At 60.3% G+C, this 18,170-nt stretch carries 23 protein-coding genes and 1 tRNA gene; 15 read left to right on the top strand and 9 right to left on the bottom strand.

Annotation, left to right across the window (positions count from 1 at the left end):
• Positions 1–6: 6 nt before the first annotated feature.
• Together V7651_RS01345 and V7651_RS18665 are read right to left on the bottom strand one after the other, a co-directional pair.
• Positions 7–609: a sigma-70 family RNA polymerase sigma factor gene (locus V7651_RS01345; protein WP_035541121.1), complete on the bottom strand. Its 603-nt coding sequence runs from the start codon at positions 607–609 to the stop codon at positions 7–9.
• 10 nt (positions 610–619) lie between these two features.
• On the bottom strand, positions 620–808 hold the full coding sequence (locus V7651_RS18665; RefSeq protein ID WP_035541120.1) for a NepR family anti-sigma factor: 189 nt from the start codon (positions 806–808) through the stop codon (positions 620–622).
• A 165-nt stretch (positions 809–973) separates the two neighbouring features.
• On the opposite strand from V7651_RS18665, the gene V7651_RS01340 reads away from it, so the two are divergent.
• Entirely contained in the window at positions 974–1,768 is a 795-nt protein-coding gene (locus tag V7651_RS01340; RefSeq protein WP_418887214.1) for a response regulator, read from the top strand.
• Positions 1,769–1,773: 5 nt separating this feature from the next.
• Here V7651_RS01340 and V7651_RS01335 read toward each other — a convergent pair whose 3' ends face one another.
• Positions 1,774–1,911: a hypothetical protein gene (locus tag V7651_RS01335; RefSeq protein ID WP_156950534.1), complete on the bottom strand. Its 138-nt coding sequence runs from the start codon at positions 1,909–1,911 to the stop codon at positions 1,774–1,776.
• 53 nt (positions 1,912–1,964) lie between these two features.
• A complete protein-coding gene (locus V7651_RS01330; protein ID WP_335591385.1) occupies positions 1,965–2,771 on the bottom strand; it encodes a Crp/Fnr family transcriptional regulator in 807 nt (268 codons plus the stop codon).
• 142 nt (positions 2,772–2,913) lie between these two features.
• Here V7651_RS01330 and V7651_RS01325 point away from each other — a divergent pair, with 142 nt between their 5' ends.
• From V7651_RS01325 to V7651_RS01315, 3 genes are read left to right on the top strand one after another with little or no spacing between them, the layout of a single operon-like run.
• Positions 2,914–3,219, top strand: a complete 306-nt coding sequence (locus V7651_RS01325) for an ElaB/YgaM/YqjD family protein (RefSeq protein WP_035541118.1) — start codon at positions 2,914–2,916, stop codon at positions 3,217–3,219.
• Positions 3,220–3,225: 6 nt separating this feature from the next.
• Positions 3,226–3,624, top strand: a complete 399-nt coding sequence (locus tag V7651_RS01320; protein WP_034739681.1) for a hypothetical protein — start codon at positions 3,226–3,228, stop codon at positions 3,622–3,624.
• A gap of 49 nt (positions 3,625–3,673) precedes the next feature.
• Positions 3,674–4,336 (top strand): hypothetical protein, encoded by a 663-nt coding sequence (locus tag V7651_RS01315; protein WP_335611934.1) that lies wholly within the window; start codon positions 3,674–3,676, stop codon positions 4,334–4,336.
• 6 nt (positions 4,337–4,342) lie between these two features.
• Here V7651_RS01315 and V7651_RS01310 read toward each other — a convergent pair whose 3' ends face one another.
• The 3 genes from V7651_RS01310 to V7651_RS01300 all read right to left on the bottom strand — a co-directional run bounded on the left by V7651_RS01310 (position 4,343) and on the right by V7651_RS01300 (position 7,178).
• Complete coding sequence (locus V7651_RS01310) at positions 4,343–5,392, bottom strand: serine hydrolase domain-containing protein (protein WP_335611933.1); 1,050 nt, start codon at positions 5,390–5,392, stop codon at positions 4,343–4,345.
• Between the two features lie 124 nt (positions 5,393–5,516).
• Positions 5,517–5,590, bottom strand: a tRNA-Gly gene (locus tag V7651_RS01305).
• A 52-nt stretch (positions 5,591–5,642) separates the two neighbouring features.
• Positions 5,643–7,178, bottom strand: coding sequence for an alpha-N-arabinofuranosidase (locus V7651_RS01300; protein WP_335611932.1), 1,536 nt, complete (start codon positions 7,176–7,178; stop codon positions 5,643–5,645).
• 128 nt (positions 7,179–7,306) lie between these two features.
• Here V7651_RS01300 and crcB point away from each other — a divergent pair, with 128 nt between their 5' ends.
• The 11 genes from crcB (at position 7,307) to V7651_RS01245 (ending at position 15,510) form a co-directional block, all read left to right on the top strand.
• Positions 7,307–7,690, top strand: a complete 384-nt coding sequence (crcB, locus tag V7651_RS01295; protein ID WP_335611931.1) for a fluoride efflux transporter CrcB — start codon at positions 7,307–7,309, stop codon at positions 7,688–7,690.
• Entirely contained in the window at positions 7,687–8,727 is a 1,041-nt protein-coding gene (locus tag V7651_RS01290) for an RluA family pseudouridine synthase (RefSeq protein ID WP_035541401.1), read from the top strand. Before crcB ends, V7651_RS01290 begins: the two co-directional genes overlap by 4 nt.
• Positions 8,727–9,404: an HAD family hydrolase gene (locus tag V7651_RS01285; RefSeq protein ID WP_335611930.1), complete on the top strand. Its 678-nt coding sequence runs from the start codon at positions 8,727–8,729 to the stop codon at positions 9,402–9,404. The genes V7651_RS01290 and V7651_RS01285 overlap by 1 nt, the downstream gene beginning before the upstream one ends.
• A gap of 57 nt (positions 9,405–9,461) precedes the next feature.
• Positions 9,462–9,914 (top strand): hypothetical protein, encoded by a 453-nt coding sequence (locus V7651_RS01280; RefSeq protein ID WP_035541396.1) that lies wholly within the window; start codon positions 9,462–9,464, stop codon positions 9,912–9,914.
• Positions 9,915–9,958: 44 nt separating this feature from the next.
• Complete coding sequence (locus V7651_RS01275) at positions 9,959–10,678, top strand: ATP12 family chaperone protein (protein ID WP_335611929.1); 720 nt, start codon at positions 9,959–9,961, stop codon at positions 10,676–10,678.
• A 69-nt stretch (positions 10,679–10,747) separates the two neighbouring features.
• The gene (locus V7651_RS01270; RefSeq protein WP_335611928.1) at positions 10,748–11,410 is read left to right on the top strand and encodes a glutathione S-transferase family protein; all 663 of its coding nucleotides are present in this window, start codon (positions 10,748–10,750) and stop codon (positions 11,408–11,410) included.
• A 170-nt stretch (positions 11,411–11,580) separates the two neighbouring features.
• A complete protein-coding gene (locus V7651_RS01265; RefSeq protein WP_335611927.1) occupies positions 11,581–12,627 on the top strand; it encodes a sensor histidine kinase in 1,047 nt (348 codons plus the stop codon).
• A gap of 88 nt (positions 12,628–12,715) precedes the next feature.
• Positions 12,716–14,248, top strand: coding sequence for an acyl-CoA carboxylase subunit beta (locus V7651_RS01260; RefSeq protein ID WP_335611926.1), 1,533 nt, complete (start codon positions 12,716–12,718; stop codon positions 14,246–14,248).
• Between the two features lie 23 nt (positions 14,249–14,271).
• Entirely contained in the window at positions 14,272–14,463 is a 192-nt protein-coding gene (locus V7651_RS01255; RefSeq protein ID WP_335611925.1) for a hypothetical protein, read from the top strand.
• A gap of 5 nt (positions 14,464–14,468) precedes the next feature.
• On the top strand, positions 14,469–15,038 hold the full coding sequence (locus tag V7651_RS01250) for a hypothetical protein (protein WP_335611924.1): 570 nt from the start codon (positions 14,469–14,471) through the stop codon (positions 15,036–15,038).
• Entirely contained in the window at positions 15,028–15,510 is a 483-nt protein-coding gene (locus V7651_RS01245; RefSeq protein ID WP_335611923.1) for a GNAT family N-acetyltransferase, read from the top strand. The genes V7651_RS01250 and V7651_RS01245 overlap by 11 nt, the downstream gene beginning before the upstream one ends.
• Before the next feature lie 13 nt (positions 15,511–15,523).
• Here V7651_RS01245 and V7651_RS01240 read toward each other — a convergent pair whose 3' ends face one another.
• Both V7651_RS01240 and V7651_RS01235 read right to left on the bottom strand, forming a co-directional pair.
• A complete protein-coding gene (locus V7651_RS01240) occupies positions 15,524–16,654 on the bottom strand; it encodes a dipeptidase (protein WP_335611922.1) in 1,131 nt (376 codons plus the stop codon).
• Positions 16,644–18,017, bottom strand: a complete 1,374-nt coding sequence (locus tag V7651_RS01235) for an amidohydrolase family protein (RefSeq protein ID WP_335611921.1) — start codon at positions 18,015–18,017, stop codon at positions 16,644–16,646. Before V7651_RS01235 ends, V7651_RS01240 begins: the two co-directional genes overlap by 11 nt.
• Between the last annotated feature and the right edge of the window lie 153 nt (positions 18,018–18,170).

Below are 18,170 nucleotides of genomic sequence, written 5' to 3'. Positions count from 1 at the left end.
TTCAGCTCAGATTGTTGGAGCACCAGCTATCTCGTCCGCCTGATCCATGATGTCGTCAAAAGCCCTGCTGGCGGACATGCCTGAGTCACTATTATAGCCTGTATTATTTGATTCCAGGATCTCTATGACAGCCTTGCGTGCGCGTGACACGCGGCTTTTTATTGTACCCACTGCGCATCCGCAAATCGCTGCCGCCTCTTCATAGGCCATACCACCAGCACCCACGAGAATAAGCGCTTCCTTCTGATCGACGGGCAGTTTGGCCAGCGCATTACGAAGCGCCAGAAGCTCAAGGCTATCGGTCGGGTTGCTGCTGGACAGCAGTGTGGCTTCAGCCACTTCCGGATCGAGCGGCTGACGACGCCAGCTGCGGCGTTTCTCGGAATAGAAAGCGTTACGCAGGATGGTGAAGGCCCAAGCCTTCATATTAGTACCAGCATGAAATGACTCACGCGCATTCCACGCTTTCAGCATGGCGTCCTGCGCAAGGTCATCCGCGAGCGTCGCATCGCGGCACAGACTGCGAGCAAAGGCACGCAGGTGCGGGATAAGCGTCGTAAGCTCTTGCTTGAACGCTTTATCATCGAGTTTTTCGGGCTCTGGTTTCATCGCGCGACGCTCACTCGGAATCCGCAGGACCGGACGAACGCTTTTGGTCTGCCTGTTCCAGCAGTTTCAAGAACTCATCTGGTACATCTTCCTGGGCAACATCCTCGTAAATGCGACGAAGTTGATCGCCAATTTTTGCACCGCGACGCTTCAGATCAGCATCGGATTTCTGCTGACCTGTCTGCTTCTTCTTGTTCATTGGCTGGACTCTGGATTCGATCAATGGATTGTACCTGCTGTTCAACTCACATACTTGAACTGCGGGCAATGGGTTTTGTTCCACCGCAAAATGTTTTTTTGCAGAAACCTGCAACCATTTTGGTCCGGGTGGGTTAAGAACGAGAAATATCGTAAGAGGGTTCCCATGGATTTGGTTAAAAATTTCGCTCCGCATCTGCCGTTCCTGCGCCGCTATGCGCGTGCGCTTACGGGTAGCCAGGACAGTGGCGACGCATATATCCGCGCTTCTCTCGCGGCTCTGGTTGAAGACCCTGACCAGATCGATCGCGAAATTGACGCGCGTACCGCACTTTATCGATTTTTCCATGTAATCTGGGGCGGAACAGGTGCCCAACTTGAAGCGCCGGATGATTCAGACGTAAATCCAGCTGACCGCCGTCTTCAGGCACTTGCGCCCATTCAGCGCCAAGCTTTCCTTTTGACGGCCCTTGAAGGGTTTTCCGTCAAGGAAGCCGCGTTCATTCTTGGCGTGTCAGAAGACGAGCATACCGAGCTGGTTACGGCGGCGCACCGCGATATCGAGCAAGAGCTCAAGACAAAAGTGCTTATCATTGAGGATGAGCCGATTATCGCGGCCGACCTCGAAAATCTTGTCGAAGACCTTGGCCATGAAGTCACAGGCAACGCGACGACGCGTACAGAAGCTGTCGAAATGGCGAAATCCACCAAGCCTGGCCTGATCCTTTGCGATATCCAGCTTGCTGACGGTTCTTCAGGTATTGATGCTGCGCATGATATTCTTGAGATCATGGATGTGCCGATCATCTTCATCACGGCATTCCCAGAGCGTCTGCTCACGGGTGAGCGACCTGAGCCGACATTCCTGATCCCGAAACCTTTCCAGGAAAACACGGTCAAAGCAGCGATTGGCCAAGCCTTGTTCTTCAACCCGGCCAAATCGCCTAACGTTGTGGCGTGATCTGATCAGCGAAACAGCGCGAGCAAAATGACCATGCCTACCAGCGCCAGTACGATGCCGAACCCAAGGGTTTTGGTCATTCCACTGATGCGCTGACCCTGGCGGGCTTCTTCTTTCTTAATCGTCGTTTCGTCTTCAGGCATACGCTTCTCCTTTCCCTACTGACGCGCCTCGGCGCGTCAGGTTCCTTCGAGTATCAAGTGCGGTATGTTGGAGCGCGTTTGCCGTTCGTTTTTCCATTGGTGGCAGCGCCGGCGTGTGATGTGTCATTTGCCATCGGAAACTTGGACAGATCCAGTCGGCGCAGGTGCAGATAGTCCGTGTTGAAATGACATAGGCGCGCGAGCCGCTCCCGGTCATCAATCAGGATAACACCCCGGGTCTCTTCAATAAGACCCGCGTGGCGCATTGCCGACATTGTTCGGGAGACGTGTACAGGGGTAAGGCCGAGTGCATCGGCGAGGTCGACGCGCGTCAGCGGAAGCGGCAACTGGCTGTGATTTGTGCCCATTGCGCCATTCATGCGTCTTTGCAGCTCGAGAAGAAGGTGGCCAATTCGCTCCTTGGCAGAGCGTCTGCCGAGTCGGACGATTTGTTCACGGAGGATGGACTCTTCCTGTACGGCGGCCCACCAGAATGACGAAGATATATCGCCGGAGGTTCGAAGCAGCTGAACGAATTCGCGCGTGTCTATCACGAGGATTGATACATCGGTCACGCTCGTGACGGTATGGTCGGCCTCAAGACACGCAAGAGCCTGAAGATCGAAAATATCTCCGGGCAACATGAAGTTGACGATCTGCCTTCGCCCGTCTTCCAACGTGCGATGCCTAACGGCCCATCCCTTGTTGACGATGAACAGCGTCTCCGCGACTTCACCGACGCGAACGATGTCCTCGCCAGCGCGGTACGTGACTGTTTTGGTGGTAAACTCGTCGATCAGTGCCCAGATTTGATCGTCCATAACGGCATACTGGGAAAGCCGATTCTTGAATGCTTGCATGGGGATCGTACTCCTGACCGCATACGGGGTTCCGCGTATTATCGCGAACCGCTTTAAAACATAGGCATTATCATGGAACAAAGCGACAGTGAGGCCGTTAATTCGCAGTTGAACCTACTGATTTTCCTCCAAGGAGCATGAAATGGACACCAAGACCGCCACTGGCACAAAAATTAAATCCGACATCGATTCCGATGTTGATGCGCTGAAAACTGATATCGCTGCACTGCGTGATGATCTGCGTCAGGTCGTCAAAGACATGCGCGGCCTCGCCGCCGTGCGCGCTCAGGCTGGAGTCGACAAAGGTACCGAGCTCGCCAAGGAAGCTGGCGAACAGATTGGCGAAGCGAAAACCGCTATGGAAAGCCGTATTCGCGACAATCCTCTCGGCGCCATCGGCATCGCGTTCGGAGCAGGGGTTATCCTTGCAATGATGCGCCGGAACTAGGCACTCATGGACACAACGAAGCTTCGCCTCTTCGCGGCCGTCGCCGGGATCGTATTCGGTCTTGGCGGCGTATTCGCGCTTGCAGTGGCATTGACCCTCGCACTGGCCATTTATCTCGGCACAGTGGGGGCCACGTTCACCGTGGCGGCGCTCTTCCTGTCTGCGGCGTGTATTTGCTTGTTCCTCTTCCTCCAGCCGACCAAATCATCTGCGGATGAGCTAGACGACATTGAGGATGCAACGGCAGATGCACTGGCAGACCTGCCGTTCGACGCGCTGAAGTCGGTAATTGAAAAGCGCCCCCTGACGGTTGCCGCCCTCGCGCTGCTGGCGGGATATTCTGTTGTGAGAGACCCTGCAGCTGTTGCGCGCCATGCGCAGCGATTCATGGTAGGGTTGCTCTAAGCGGACCATCAGGCCCGTAGATTATCGTGAGCAGCCGGACCGGAGATTCATGCGTTCTGCCATCCTGATTTTCTCAGCTCTTACGGCTGGCCTCGCGCTTGGGCGAAAGTTCCTGGCAGGTGAAGTGGCCAGCCGCAAGAACAAGGTTATCGAAGCCGCCGCGATAGAGGCGCGTCAGCGCATTCGCGAACAGGCCAATATCGTCCTGAAGGACAGTTTCGTCCATTTCGCTGCAGCGACCGGTGTTAAACTCCTCATACTCATCACACTTTGGCTATTCTGGCGGACGCAATTGCTTGGCCACGATGCCATTTCCGTGGCGGTCATCGTCTGCCTGGTCGGTTTTGTTATCCGGGATGCCTGGGTCATCTATCCAACCGCGCGCTTCGTTCTCAGCGCGCTTGTGCGCAATGGCTGGCACCCCATCCGGGCGCTGGGAGAGACCATTGCAGCACTCGTCTTTGAAGAAGTGCTGATGGAAGCCGAAGCGCTGCCCCAGCCGCGTTCGCACATGCTGCTTATCAAACTCTCTGGTCACGATCAGGACACGATGCACACGGAGATCGCTGCCGCCGTGGCTGATATTGCTCGCCAGTCCTCCTGGTATGATCTGCGGCCCTATATCTTCAGCGCCGCCGCCAAGACCGTCTCAATCATGGTGCTATATGGCGCGACCGTCGCCCTCCTGATCTCGCGTCTGCCGCACTATTGATCCGGCCTAGGCGCGGAAACAGTCGGCCACGCGGGCGAGCCAGCGCCTCACTTCATCGCCTTTCTCGTCCAGCGAATTGCCATGCCGTACCAGGATAAGGTCGAGCGATGGGATGAGCACAGTATACTGGCCCTGATATCCATTGGCGGAAAAGCTGTCCGGCCCGCACATGCCAAGCCACCAATGCGCGCCATAGCCCAGCGGCTCCGTCGGCGGTGTCGGTGTTGGCGTGCGCGCATAGTCGACCCAGCCTTCCGGCAGGATACGCCGACCATCCCACGCACCATCACGCATATAGAGCAGGCCAAACCGCGCAAAATCCCGCGCCGTGCAATAGCAGAATGACGAGCCGATGAACGTGCCCTGCGCATCGAATTTCGGCAGCGGCGATTTCATCCCGATGGGCTCAAACAATTCGCGAAACATGAAGGCGCGGAAACCGTCACCCGATTGCCCAGAGGCGCGCGCGGCGCAGCGGGCGACGATATTGGTCGTGCCGCTGGCATAGCTCCAGGCTGATCCCGGTTCATGCACCAGCGGAAAGCCAGCTGCGAAGCCGCCCACATCATCCTTGCCTGAGCCGAACAGCATCTCGATCACATCCGACACGCCGGCATCGACATAGTCTTCCGCAAATTTCAGCCCGCTCGACATGCGCAGCAACTGGTCCAGCGTGATGCGGCGGCGCGGGTCGTCCGCCCCTTGCCACTCCGGCACGTCAGCGGGGGCCTGCACGTCAATCTTGCCCTCGCGCACCAGTATGCCGACCAGCGCATGGGTCATGCTCTTGGCCTCTGACCAGGACGGATAGGTGTCCGTCGCCAGATTGTCCTTCCCATATTGCTCGGCGACGATGCGTCCGCCCTGAACCGCCAAAAAGGCATGCGTCTCGCCCATACTGGCTAGCGCAGCCTCACTGAAAGCGAGATCCAGAAGCCGCCCAAGTTCCCCCGAGTCCACCCCAGCGCCCAGCGGCCCCTCCGGCCAGCGCTCAGACGGCCACGCCACACCCTCAGGCTGGGACGGCAGGGGCACAAGCGTAGGGGAAGATGACATGGGCGGGCCTCGGCATGGAGTTTCAGCTATGCCTAGTAAGCAAAGCTGAGCCCATACCGAAAGGCCAAACGCCGAAATTGCCGGTGCCTTGGCTCATAAAGATGTGACGGGAATACTGGCGGCATGGAGCGGGTGAAGGGAATCGAACCCTCGTATTCAGCTTGGGAAGCTGCTGCTCTACCATTGAGCTACACCCGCATGCGGCGCCTATTTGAGCCGGAATGGTCCGGCGCGCAATAGGCGCCTGCCGTCACTTGAGTACCACCACCGCAACTGAGCGCGGTGGCAAGTCCAGAACCAACTTCTTGCCTTTTGCCTTCACCGTCAGCGGCACCGGGTGCACGGCGTCCGGATCGGAGAACGTGTTGCCCGCATCCATGGTTTTCGCCGTCAGCAACCGGCCCTCGGCCTTTTTCGCGCCGAACGAAGTCAGGTCCACGTTATGGCTGGCCCTGGCGTCTGCATTCACCAGCGCCACGATGAGCTGGCCATCCGCCGTCCGCGCAGCGCTCAGGCTGATCGCGGGCACAGTGACCTCGCCCAACGTATAGTCCGGCGATGCATAGGAGACCGGCAGAGCCTCGGCGCCCATGAACGGCTTGTACATCTCGAACACATGATAGGTCGGCGTCAGCACCATGTCCGCCCCGTCGGTCAGGATCATGGCCTGCAGCACGTTCACCATCTGCGCGATGTTCGTCATCTTCACGAGGTCGGCATTGCGGTGGAAAATGTTGAGGTTCAGCCCAGCCACCACCGCATCGCGGATCGTGCCCTCCTGGTAGAGCGCCGGCGGATTCTTGGCCTCATCCTGATCCACCCACATGCCCCACTCATCGACATAGAGGCCAAAGCCCTCCGGCAAGTCCTCGTGCTTGGCGATGATCGCGCGCTGGTCGGCAATCACGCCCTCCATGCGCAGGGTGCGCTTGATCGTTGAGGCCCATTCGGCTTCCGGAAAGCCGGTGGCCGCGCCTTTCTCGCTCCATTCCCCGGTCGGCAGCGTGTAGACGTGCAGCGACACACCTTCGATCAGACCGGCGATATAGGGGTGGCCCAGCAGCGTGTCGGTATATTCCGGGTTGCCGTCATGGGCGCCCGACAGGATGCGCACGGGCTGGTCGCCGGCGGTCTTCGCGAAACTGGCATATTGCGCATAGAGATCGGCATAGGCACCGGCTGTCAGGGCCCCGCCGCAGCCCCATGTCTCGTTGCCGATGGACAGGAAGTCGACCTTGTAGGGTGTTACGCGCCCATTCGCTGACCGCTCGGCGGCGCGGTCACCTGCCTCTGCGGTCAGGTATTCCAGCCAGTCGGCGGCTTCGGCGGTGGTGCCGGTGCCAAGGTTCAGGTTGAGATAGGTCTTCGCGCCGAGCCGTTCCGCGAGATTGAAGAATTCATGGCTACCAAAAGCGTTCGGCTCTTCCGTGCCGCCCCACACCATGTTCACCCGCACCGGGCGCTTGTCGCGAGGGCCGATGCCGTCGCGCCAGTGGTAAAGATCGGCATAGCAGCCGCCGGGCCAGCGGATAACCGGAATGTCCAACGCCTTCAGCGCACCGAACACATCATCACGTATGCCGTCCGTATTGGGGATGTCACTGTCCGGGCCGACCCAGATGCCGCCATAGGGCTGGGTGCCAAGATGTTCGAGAAACTGGCCGTATATTTCCGGCGCGATCGTGTGCGTCTCGGCGGCGAGGTCCACGTCGATTCTTGTCTGTGCGGCTGCAGGAATGGCCCAGAGCAGGGCGCACGCCAGACTGGCAACCAGTTGAACTCTCATTTTTCTCTCCCTTATTATTTTAGCGCTAACATTGCTGCGAGAGCCCCCGCCTGGTCAAGGTGCATCCGGAATTCCGGGCGCCGCATCAGCCACTGGCTAAGCAGGCAGGTTGCAGGTAGAAGGCCCGCATGAACGGATTTCTCGCAGTTGCAGCAGGCGGCGCCCTTGGCGCATCCATGCGTTATGGCATCAGCCAGCTCACAGTGCGGCATCTGCCGCAGGGCTGGCCCTATGGCACATTCGCGGTCAACATTCTGGGCAGCCTGGCCATGGGCCTGCTGATCGGCTGGCTGGCCTTGAAGGCCGAAGGCGTCAGCCAGACCACGCGCCTTTTCCTCGCCACCGGCGTGCTCGGTGGCTTCACGACATTCTCGGCCTTTTCGCTGGAAGTGGCTGAGTTCCTCCGTACCGGCGATACAGGCAAGGCGATCGCCTATGCCGGTCTCTCACTGGTCCTTGGCGTTTCGGCGCTGCTACTGGGCCTTTGGCTCGCACGGAGGCTCTACGCATGAGCGGTCAAATCATCACCGAAACCGTCACCGACAAGGAAGAAGGCACCCGCCTCGACCGCTGGATCAAGCGCCGCGTGCCGGTCACGCAAGGCCAGGTCGAGAAATGGCTGCGCACCGGACAGGTCCGCGTCGATGGCGGCCGCGCCAAGGCAAACATGCGCCTTGAGGCCGGCATGGCCGTGCGCCTGCCGATCCTTGACGGGGAAGCGCCGCGCCAGCGCGACCCCGCCGCCAATGCCTCCCAGAAAGATCGCGAGTTCCTCAAAGAGCTGATCATCTACGAAGACGACGAGATGATCGCCTTCAACAAGCCTGCCGGCCTCGCCGTGCAGGGCGGATCGGGGCAGGGGCGCCATATCGACGGCATGCTACCTGCGCTATCCGAAGGCGAGCACCGCCCGGTCCTCGTGCACCGTCTCGACAAGGATACCTCCGGTGTCCTGCTCGTCGCGAAATACCCCGCTGCTGCGGCGCGCCTTGGTGATCTCTTCCGGGGCCGCGAAATGGACAAGGTCTACTGGGCCATCACCGTCGGCGTACCTAACCCGCCATTCGGCCAGATCCGCTGCTGGATGGTCAAAGGCGTGCCAGACGACCGCGAGGAAAGCGGCTGGCGCCCGGTTAGCCCGAACGTCAAACGCCGCGACGCTGACCGCGAGCGCATGATGCGCACCGCGCAGGGCGTCGAAGGCGCGAAACATTCGATCACCGATTATGCCGTCGTTTCGACGGCGGGCCAGAAGGCCGCCTGGGTCGCGCTGAAGCCACTAACGGGCCGCATGCACCAGTTGCGCTTCCACATGCTGGAAATGGACACGTCCATCCTCGGTGACTTCAAATACCAGAGCCGCCGCGAAGTGCCCAATGGTCTCGCGCCGGGCCTGCACCTTCACGCCCGCGCGCTGATCATCCCGCGCCCCATCGGCAAGCCCATCTCCATCATCGCGCCGCTCTCGCCGCACATGAAGGAGACATTCGAAACACTCGGTTTTCTCGAACAGGAAGCGGGCAAGAACCCGTTGGCGCCTTTCGTCTGATGCTGAAACTGGCAATTTGGGATATGGACGGCACCATCGTCGACAGCCGGGACGTTATCCAGACGGCGATGGTCCGCGCATTCGAAGCGGAAGGGCTCATGCCGCCGGCCTATGATGCGACACGCCAGATCGTCGGCCTTGGCCTCCGAGAATCCTGTCAGATTCTCGCGCCGGATAATCTTTCTCCTGAGCGCGTAGACACGCTGGTCGAAGCCTATCGCAATGCCTTCATCGCGCGCCGGACCGATCCGGACTTCAAGGAGCCGCTCTATGAAGGCGCCCTCGAAACCCTCCAGATGCTGCGCGACGACGACTGGCTAATCGCCATGGCGACCGGCAAGTCCCATCGCGGTATCCGCGCGATCTTCGACATGCACCCGCTTGAGTCTTATTTTGATACAATCTGGTGCGCCGATGACGGCCCCGGCAAGCCACATCCCTTCATGGTCGAACAGTCCATGAAGGCGCTAGGCGCGGAAGCCCACCAAAGCCTGATGATCGGCGACGCCATCCACGATATCAATATGGGCAATGCGGCAGGCGTAAGAACGCTTGGTGTCACATGGGGATTTGGTGCAGCGCACGAGCTGGAAGCTGTCGGAGCCCACGAAATTCACCATTCCTACAACACGTTGCAAGAAAGCCTGCTTCGTTTCGCGCAGGCCACAGGGAACTAAAGGCTGCTCACCACGTAGCTGTGTCATAGGTGCTGACACAAGCTAAGGGTGGCTAACATGACATGGAAGATTGAAGCTGGAATCGTGGGCGGAGCCGCACTCGTTCTCGGTGGCTTCCTCGCAGTCATGGCTAACCAGCATGAGACCTCGCGTCCGGATCCCGTCGATCATTTCGTCCAGTCAGATTACGATGTCTTTGACCGCGACTTCAAAATGGGTAGCGCAGATTGCGCTATTGGCCTCGCGTCGCAGAAGATATGCATGCACAAATCGCCCCTGGAAAAGGAACTCCGGGTTGGACAGACGTTGCCCGCTTATATGCCAGCTCTCGGCGCGGAATTCCGAATTATCGTGAAAACGGCGCTAAAGTCCGACAATCTCAGAACGGTGCGCTATGGCCAGACCCTGGTCTTGATTGATGCCGAAACGCGTGAAGTGAAGGACATCCTTCGCCTCAATGCGCCTGATTTCATGGCTGCCCAGGCTGATACAACACAGCCCAAGGTCTGAAATCCCCCTTGGAACAAAGCGCCAGCAGGCCTAAAGGCTGCGGCATGACAAGTTCCGAACCCACTGACAAACCGAAACGCTTCTACAAGCAGGCCGCCGTCGAGACCATGGACGACGGCTGGACTGTTGCTCTGGACGGTCGCACGATCAAGACGCCGGCTCGCGCTGGCCTGGTCCTGCCGACCGAGCGGCTCGCTCGTGCCATCGCAGCAGAATGGCAGGCCCAGGACGCGAATATCGATCTCCTCGCCATGCACCTCACGCGCCTCGCCAATGTCGCAATCGACCGGGCGGAGGAAACGCGCGAGGAAATGGCTGACGAACTGGCGCGCTACTGCGAGACAGACCTGATCTGCCATATCGCCGACACGCCTGATGAACTGGCCGAGGCCGAGGAAAAGCACTGGGCGCCTGTGCGCGACTGGGCAGGCGATACGCTTGGCGTCAATCTGGTGCCCGTCATAGGGATTGTGGCCTCGCCCCAGCCGGATTCATCACTGGAAGCCGCGCGCGATCATGCGCTGTCGCTCGATGCATTCCGCCTGACGGGACTTCTCTTCGGTGCGGGCCTGTTCGGCTCGGCTCTTTTGGCCCTCGCCGTCGAGCAGGAGGCGCTCAGCGCCGAGGACGCCTACGAGATTTCGCGCATTGATGAGGCCTGGCAGGCTGACAATTGGGGCGAGGATGAGGAGGCCAAGGCGGTCACGGAAGCCCGCCGGCTTGAAGCCAAGGCGCTCGGGGTCTGGTTCCGCGCACTGGTCTGATCGCGTCGTCGCTGCGTACAATGGGCAAGGAAACGCGCACACCGCGTGCTTTTTTGTCCGGAGTCAGCCTTGATCATCGTCCATCATCTTGAGAATTCCCGTTCGCAACGGGTCCTGTGGCTGCTGGAAGAGCTGGGCATTCCCTATGAGGTGAAGCGCTACGAGCGCGACGCCGAGACCATGCTGGCGCCGCCTGAATTGAAAGCCATCCATCCACTCGGCAAGTCGCCTGTGATTGAGGATAATGGCGCCATCATCGCCGAAACAGGTGCCATTTTCGACTATATCCTGCAAACGTATGCAGGTGGGCGCCTCAGCGCGCCCGCGGGCACACCCGAGGCGCGTAAACTTACCTACTGGCTTCACTATGCCGAAGGATCGGCAATGCCGCCTTTGCTGCTGAAGCTCGTATTCATGCGCATGCCTGAAGGGGCGCCGGGCCTTCTGCGCCCACTCGTTCGCCTGATCGCCTCGACTGTCCAGCAGAGGCTGGTGGACCCGCAACTCACCACCCATCTGGCCTATTGGGAAAGCGAACTGGCCCGTACAGGCTGGTTCGTGGGTGACGGCCTGACGGCCGCCGACATCATGATGAGTTTCCCGCTGGAAGCGGCGGCGAGCCGCGGCGGTGCTGACAAGAGCGCCCCCGTCATGGACTTCCTGAATCGCATACATGCGCGCCCGGCTTATCAACGCGCGCTAGAGGCGGGCGGCCCTTACGCCTACGCGTAGCGGAAGCTGCACACAAACTGCCTCCTCCGGCGATAGATCGCACGGATGCTACTGTATTTGAACATGGCTGCGGTTCCCTATTTCGGGTAAAATAGGATTGATTGTATCAATCCAGCGAATAGCGAATCGCGCGTCCGTGTGGAAATGTCTAGAGCATAGGAACGCGGGCTATGGGTGCGGAAACAAACGACACGGCAGAGATTTCCATACTGAAGGAGGTCGGCCCCGCAGGCCCGAAGGTCGTCGATTACGTTTCGGCTTTCGAGAATTCCGCGGTGGGCATTGGGCATATCAACATGACAGGCCATTGGGAGTATGCCAACGGGGCCTTGGCTCGCATCCTCGGCTACTCAGCGTCCGAGCTTAAGGGCTTGTCGTCCCTGGATATGACGCACCCGGACGATGCGCAGCTCGATGCCGACCGTATTCTCAAGCTCATTACGGGTGAAGTTGAGCATTATGCCGTCGACAAGCGTTTTCGTCGGTCTGATGGCGCTTATATCTGGACGCGCAAGACACTGGTGGTGCGGCGGCGGAAAGATGGTTATCCAGAATACCTGATCGCGGTGATCGAGGACATTGATCAGCGCAAGAAGACCGAGGCCCAGAATGCATTCCTCATCCAGGAGCTTGCGCATCGATCACGCAACCTTCTGTCTGTCATAAGCTCCCTCACCAGCCTGCTTGCGCCGACCTGCCATTCTGTGCCGGAGTTTGAAGAAAGGCTGCTTGAGCGCCTGCACGCCATTTCACGGTCCAACGATTATCTGCTCGGCCAGTATAATGAAGGTGCTTCCCTCAATGCCTTGGTGCGGAGCCAGATAAGCGCATTTGTCGGATCTCATATGGAACAGGTCACCTTTGATGGTGTCGATATACCCATCAACGCAAAGTGCTCGGAGACACTTGTCCTGGCGCTGTATGAGCTGACATCCAACGCGCTTAAATATGGCGCTTTGTCTGCGAGTGGCGGTCATATACATGTCGCCTGGAAAATCATTGGTGCTGGCAATGAGGCTCGATTCCGCTTCTCTTGGAGCGAGCGGTCACCCCATTTGCTGGACGAACCGGGCGCACCGGGATTTGGGTCCCGTATTCTGGGTAGCCTCGCGCCCATGAGCGTACGCGGCTCTGTGACACGGGAATTCTCGTCAGAAGGCATGTCATGGACCCTTGAGGCCCCCCTGTCGGCGGTTATCGCGCAAGTTTCAGCCTAACCCGGCGGAAGCCATTGTCCCACTTGCCATCCCGGCTGCGCGCTTTATCAGTCACTGCTTCAGTTTTATGGCAGGGAGAGGCCCCCTCATGCAGGATGTAATCGACGCTCTGGAAGCACGCCGCGAAGTCGCACGCCAAGGTGGCGGTGCCGCGCGGATCGAGAAACAGCACGAGAAGGGCAAGCTTTCTGCCCGTGAACGCGTCGCTGTCCTGCTCGATGAGAACAGTTTCGAAGAATTCGACATGTTCGTGGAACACCAGTGCGCCGATTTCGGCATGGAAGAGCAAAAAATTCCCGGCGACGGCGTTATCACAGGCCAAGGCACCATCAATGGCCGCCTCGTCTACGTCTTCTCGAAAGACTTCACCGTCTTCGGCGGCTCGCTCTCCAAGGCCCACGCGGCGAAGATCGTCAAAGTCCAGAAAATGGCCGTGCAGAACGGCGCGCCCGTTGTCGGCATCTTTGATGCAGGCGGCGCGCGCATCCAGGAGGGCGTTGATTCGCTCGCCGGTTATGCCGACATCTTCATGGAAAACGTCCTCTCCTCGGGCGTCATCCCGCAAATTTCCGTCATTATGGGCCCGTGTGCCGGCGGCGACGTCTACTCGCCCGCGCTGACAGACTTCATCTTCATGGTGAAGGACACGTCCTACATGTACGTGACTGGCCCTGACGTGGTGAAAACCGTCACCAATGAGGAAGTCACCCACGAGACCCTCGGTGGCGCCTCCGTTCATGCCAACAAGTCCGGTGTCGTCGACGGCGCCTTCGAGAACGACATTGAGGCGCTGACGCAAATGCGCCGCCTGATCGACTTCCTGCCTTTGTCAAACCGCGAAGAGGCGCCCGTGCGCCCCGTGCACGACACGGTGGACCGCGTGGAGAACAGCCTCGACACGCTGATCCCGCCAAACCCGAACACGCCCTATGACATGAAGGAACTGATCTCCAAGGTCGCCGACGAAGGCGACTTCTTCGAGATCAGCCCGAATTTCGGCGCCAACATCATCTGCGGCTTTGGCCGCATCGAAGGCTCCACGGTCGGCTTCGTCGCCAACCAGCCGATGACGCTCGCGGGCGTGCTCGATATCGATGCCTCCCGCAAGGCGGCCCGCTTCGTACGCTTCTGCGACTGTTTCAACATTCCTGTCGTCACCTTCGTTGACGTGCCGGGCTTCATGCCGGGCACCAAGCAGGAATATGGCGGCCTCATCAAGCATGGCGCCAAACTGCTCTTCGCCTATGCCGAAGCCACCGTGCCGAAAGTCACCGTCATTACACGGAAGGCCTATGGCGGCGCCTATGATGTGATGAGTTCGAAGCACCTGCGCGGCGACGTGAACTATGCCTGGCCCACGGCCGAGATCGCCGTGATGGGCGCCAAGGGCGCGGTCGAGATCATCTACCGCAAGGAACTGGGCGACAAGGACAAGATCGCCGCGCGCACCAAGGAATACGAAGACAACTTCGCCAATCCTTATGTCGCCGCCCGCAAGGGCTATATTGACGACATCATCATGCCGCACTCGACCCGCAAACGCATCGCCAAATCCCTCCGCACCCTGCGCACCAAGCAGCTCGAGAACCCCTGGAAGAAACACGACAACATTCCTCTTTAGGGCTTCGCCGAAGGACATAATCAATGGTCGTCTACTGGATCGTCGGAGGCATGGTGCTAGCTGTCCTCGGCGCTCTCGGGGCGACCATTTTTTATACGCACACTTATACCATCGGGTTCGACATTTCGATCATAGGAATGGTGCTGATCGCGCTTGTGGGCGCGCTCATGGGGTGGGGCGCGTGGGGCTTTCGCTGCTTGTTCATGAGAGGATAGTCTCCATGATTCAGCCATCTGCGCCAAAAATCAGAGGCAAGTTCAAAGACGTGGCGTCGCGAGTTCTACAGGCTATCGTCGCAGTCGCGGTTTTGACTACTGTTATAATGTTCGTGGCGAACCAAAATCGTCAGGGGCAAGGCGTTGTTCCTGCGAGCATCGAAATTGGCAAGACGCTTGCCTACAAGCCGGACAGGCTTGGTTTGCCGGGAGGTGGTTGTTCTGGGGCGGTCTTCCGGCTCCGGGCGTCTTCCGCCCGCGCTATTGACGCGCAGGGCCTCACCTTCTTTGAAGGCATCCGGCGACCACGACAGTACGAGCAGATGGATGCGAGATACCGTGAGAGTAATTATTACGGCCAATGGCGCCCGACTCCCATAACGCATGACGTGAAAATCAATGAAGGGGCGTTCGCGTGGTACAGCGCGTTGAAGTGTTCCAATCTTAGTGATGACTGGAAAGCGGAAATGCGGCGTCAGATGCTGGTTTCCGGCAGCTATTACGCCGCTTCCCGGAACGGACACATTCTCGTCTCTCCCAAAGATAAGACTGTTTCCTATTTCTATGCAGATTGATCTCCACATCCGCCCCGCGCTTCCCGCAGACAGGGCCGCCTTCGTCGCCATCCTGCACGACACGTTCGAGTCCACTTGGCGCCCGCAGGTCACGCGCGCTGCCGTCACCGCCTATCAGCAAGGCAACCGCCCCGCCGCCTATGTCACCGAGCGCGGCCATCTCTTCCATGTGGCGACCCGCGCGGGCGCCGTTATCGGCCTCGTCGACTGGCACGATGATTTCGTCCACGCCCTCCACATCCATTCCGCCCATGCGCGCAGCGGCGCGGGCACCGCGCTGATGGACCTCGCCGAAGCCGAAATCGCCCGCGCCGGTTTCGCCACGGCCCGGCTCGAAACTGACACATTCAACACGCGGAGCCAGGCCTTCTACGCCGCGCGCGGATACATTGAAAAAGACCGCTATCCGGACCTTGAATGGAACAGCAATCTCACCACCCTTCTCCTCGAGAAAGTGTTGGGAAGACCCTAAGGATTCCCCGCCCTCAAGCGCCCCAGATCGTCTCCGCGTAGCGCAGGAAGTTCAGCCCCATGATCTTCTCGATCCGGGCCTCACGCCATCCCTTCGCGGCGAGCAGGCCCTGCAGCTTGCGGAACTGCTCCGGCCCGCGCAGGTCCGCGACGAACGGATAGGTGTCGGGCCGCTCGCCCGCAGCGCTGATGCCTGCGGCGCGCCGCTCGGCGATCTCTTTCGCCAGCACGGCCTCATAGGCGGCGAGGTCGTCGATCTGCGTCACGCTGCCATCCGTGCCGATTCCGACATGGTCTTCGCCGCAGATGTTCACCGCATGCGCGAGATGCGCCACCACGTCTTCGGCGGTTGCGTGGCCAGTCGAGTTCAGGAAGGGCATGAAATAGATGCCGACAAAGCCGCCCCGCTCGGCCACCTGGCGCAGCTCCGCATCGGTCTTGTTGCGCGGCAGGTCCGTCAGCGCGCGGCAGCCCGTATGATTGATCGAGATCGGCTGTTCCGAGGCGAGCGTCGCCTCGAGGCAAGTCTGTTCCCCGCTGTGCGACAGGTCCACCATCACGCGGTTCGCATTGCAGCGCGCGATCACGTCGCGGCCGAGCGGCGTGAGGCCCCGGTTCTTCGGCGCCATGGATCCGTCGCCGAGAAGGTTGGCCGGGTTGTAGGTAAGCTGGAAGACGCGCACGCCGAGCGCCGCAAACGTGTCCACCCGTTCCGGTGTCTCGCCCATCATCGCGCCATTCTGGAAGCCATAGATAAGGCCGATCTTGCCCTCATCCTTTGCGCGGCGAATATCTGCGGCACTGTAGACCTTCATCAGGTCGCCCGAATGCGCGCGCACCAGCGCGTCCGTCGCGGCAATTTCGTTCACGGAGTATTCGTAAGGATCGAAGGGCCCCGCAACATAGCCGAGCGTGACGTTCACGGCCGTCAGGCCCGAGGCGTGCGCCTCAGCCAGTACGCGCGGCGACACATCCGGCACATTGCCATCGCTCGGATGGTTCGGATCACCGAGGCCACCAAGCGCGTTGACCACGATCATGTCGTTCTTGCTGGCCGCTGTGCCCGTCGCCACGCGCGGGCCCGCCGCAGCGCAGCCCGATACGGCCGCCACGCCAGCCAGGAAGGCCCTGCGATCAATTGCCATCGGCCATCTCCGCCTCGGTCACCGGCACATAGTCTGCCCGGCGGTATTGTGCCCCGCGCTTCACGGTCATCTCGACGGAGCGGATGTTCTGAATGTCCGCCAGCGGGTCATCTGCCAGAACCACGAAATTCGCGAGCTTGCCGGGCGCCACCGTTCCCATCTCCGCCTCAACGCCAATGGCCCGCGCGCCGACATCGGTCGCCGAATGGATCACCTCAAGGGCTGGCATGCCAACGTCCTGCGCCAGGAAGACCAGCTCGTCGAACACATCCGGCCAGTCGCTCTCTGCGCCGGACACCGTGTCCGTCCCGGTCGAGATCGGCACGCCCGCCTTCCAGGCCTGCCGCGTCAGCCGTATCGTGGCCGCGCCGGTGCAGCGCAGCGGCTTCGCGTGCGGGTCTGCCTTGCGTATCGCCTCCTGCAACACGAACAGGCTGCCCGTCGCATCAAGGATGGTGCCTTTGTCCAGCATGCTGGCATAGAGGCCCGCCATCACAGGGTCTTCCGGCTGTTCCAGATAGGCTTCGTCAACCGGGGTGCGGTCCTCATAGGCCGCTAGCATCGCCGGGCCCGCCTCATACGCGAGGTAGCAGACATGGCTGACCGTATCGACGCCCGCATCGATCCCCTCGGCCGGGCGCGTCGGGAACACGGCGCTGTGAGCCCACACTCTCAGGCCCTGCCGGTGCCCTTCCGCAGTGATCGCGGCCACAAGCTCAGGCGGCAGGTCAGCATAGATCTTTATCGCTGTGGCGCCGGTGCCCCGGGCGAGCATCACGGCCTCTTTCAGGTCCGTTTCCGCGTCGATGGCCTGCATCCAGGGCGCGGTGCCGGGCGCATATCCCATGCTGGCCGCCGCGACCCGCGGGTCTGCGAAGAAAGGCCGTCCGGCGAAGAGGGCGACATAGTAGATATCCGGCGCCGCAATCTCCGCGTAGCGGGCCTCCCGTGCGAGTTCGGCGACCGAACGCACATCGTCCGCCATGTCCCGCACGGCGGTCACCCCGCCATAGAGGTTCCGGCGCAGCATGGCGCGTGCCATGGCCGGGGCGGGCGGCGTCGCCATATGGACATGCGTGTCGATCAGGCCGGGCATCACGTACCGCCCTGCGAGGTTCACGATAATGGCGGGCGTCGCCTCCTGCGGCGCTTCCCCGTGCGGCACGACGGCGAGAATGCGCTCGCCCTCGACCACGATGTCCTGATGCTCAAGGGCCGGGCCGCCGGTGCCGTCGATCAGCGTGGCATCTGCATAGATGGTCCTGACTGGGCCGGCCTCTTCGGCACTGGCCACAGGGACGGAAAGGAAAAACGAGGCAATCAGCATCGCGGCGGTGGCGGGGCGGGCAGGGTGTTTCAGCATGCAGGCTAGGTTCCACTGGCGCCCGGCTCCGTCAAGCGGCTCGGCGAACCCACTCGGACGAACCGACCCGAAACACCCCCTTGCTGCCCCTAAGGGAAACCCGCCTACATTCCTCCCATCGTTATCAAACACCGTCGGAATACCGGCACAAAG

The organism is Hyphomonas oceanitis (genome assembly GCF_036964545.1).
GTDB classification, from domain to species: domain Bacteria; phylum Pseudomonadota; class Alphaproteobacteria; order Caulobacterales; family Hyphomonadaceae; genus Hyphomonas; species Hyphomonas oceanitis.
This window is presented reverse-complemented; position numbering and strand designations above follow the sequence as displayed.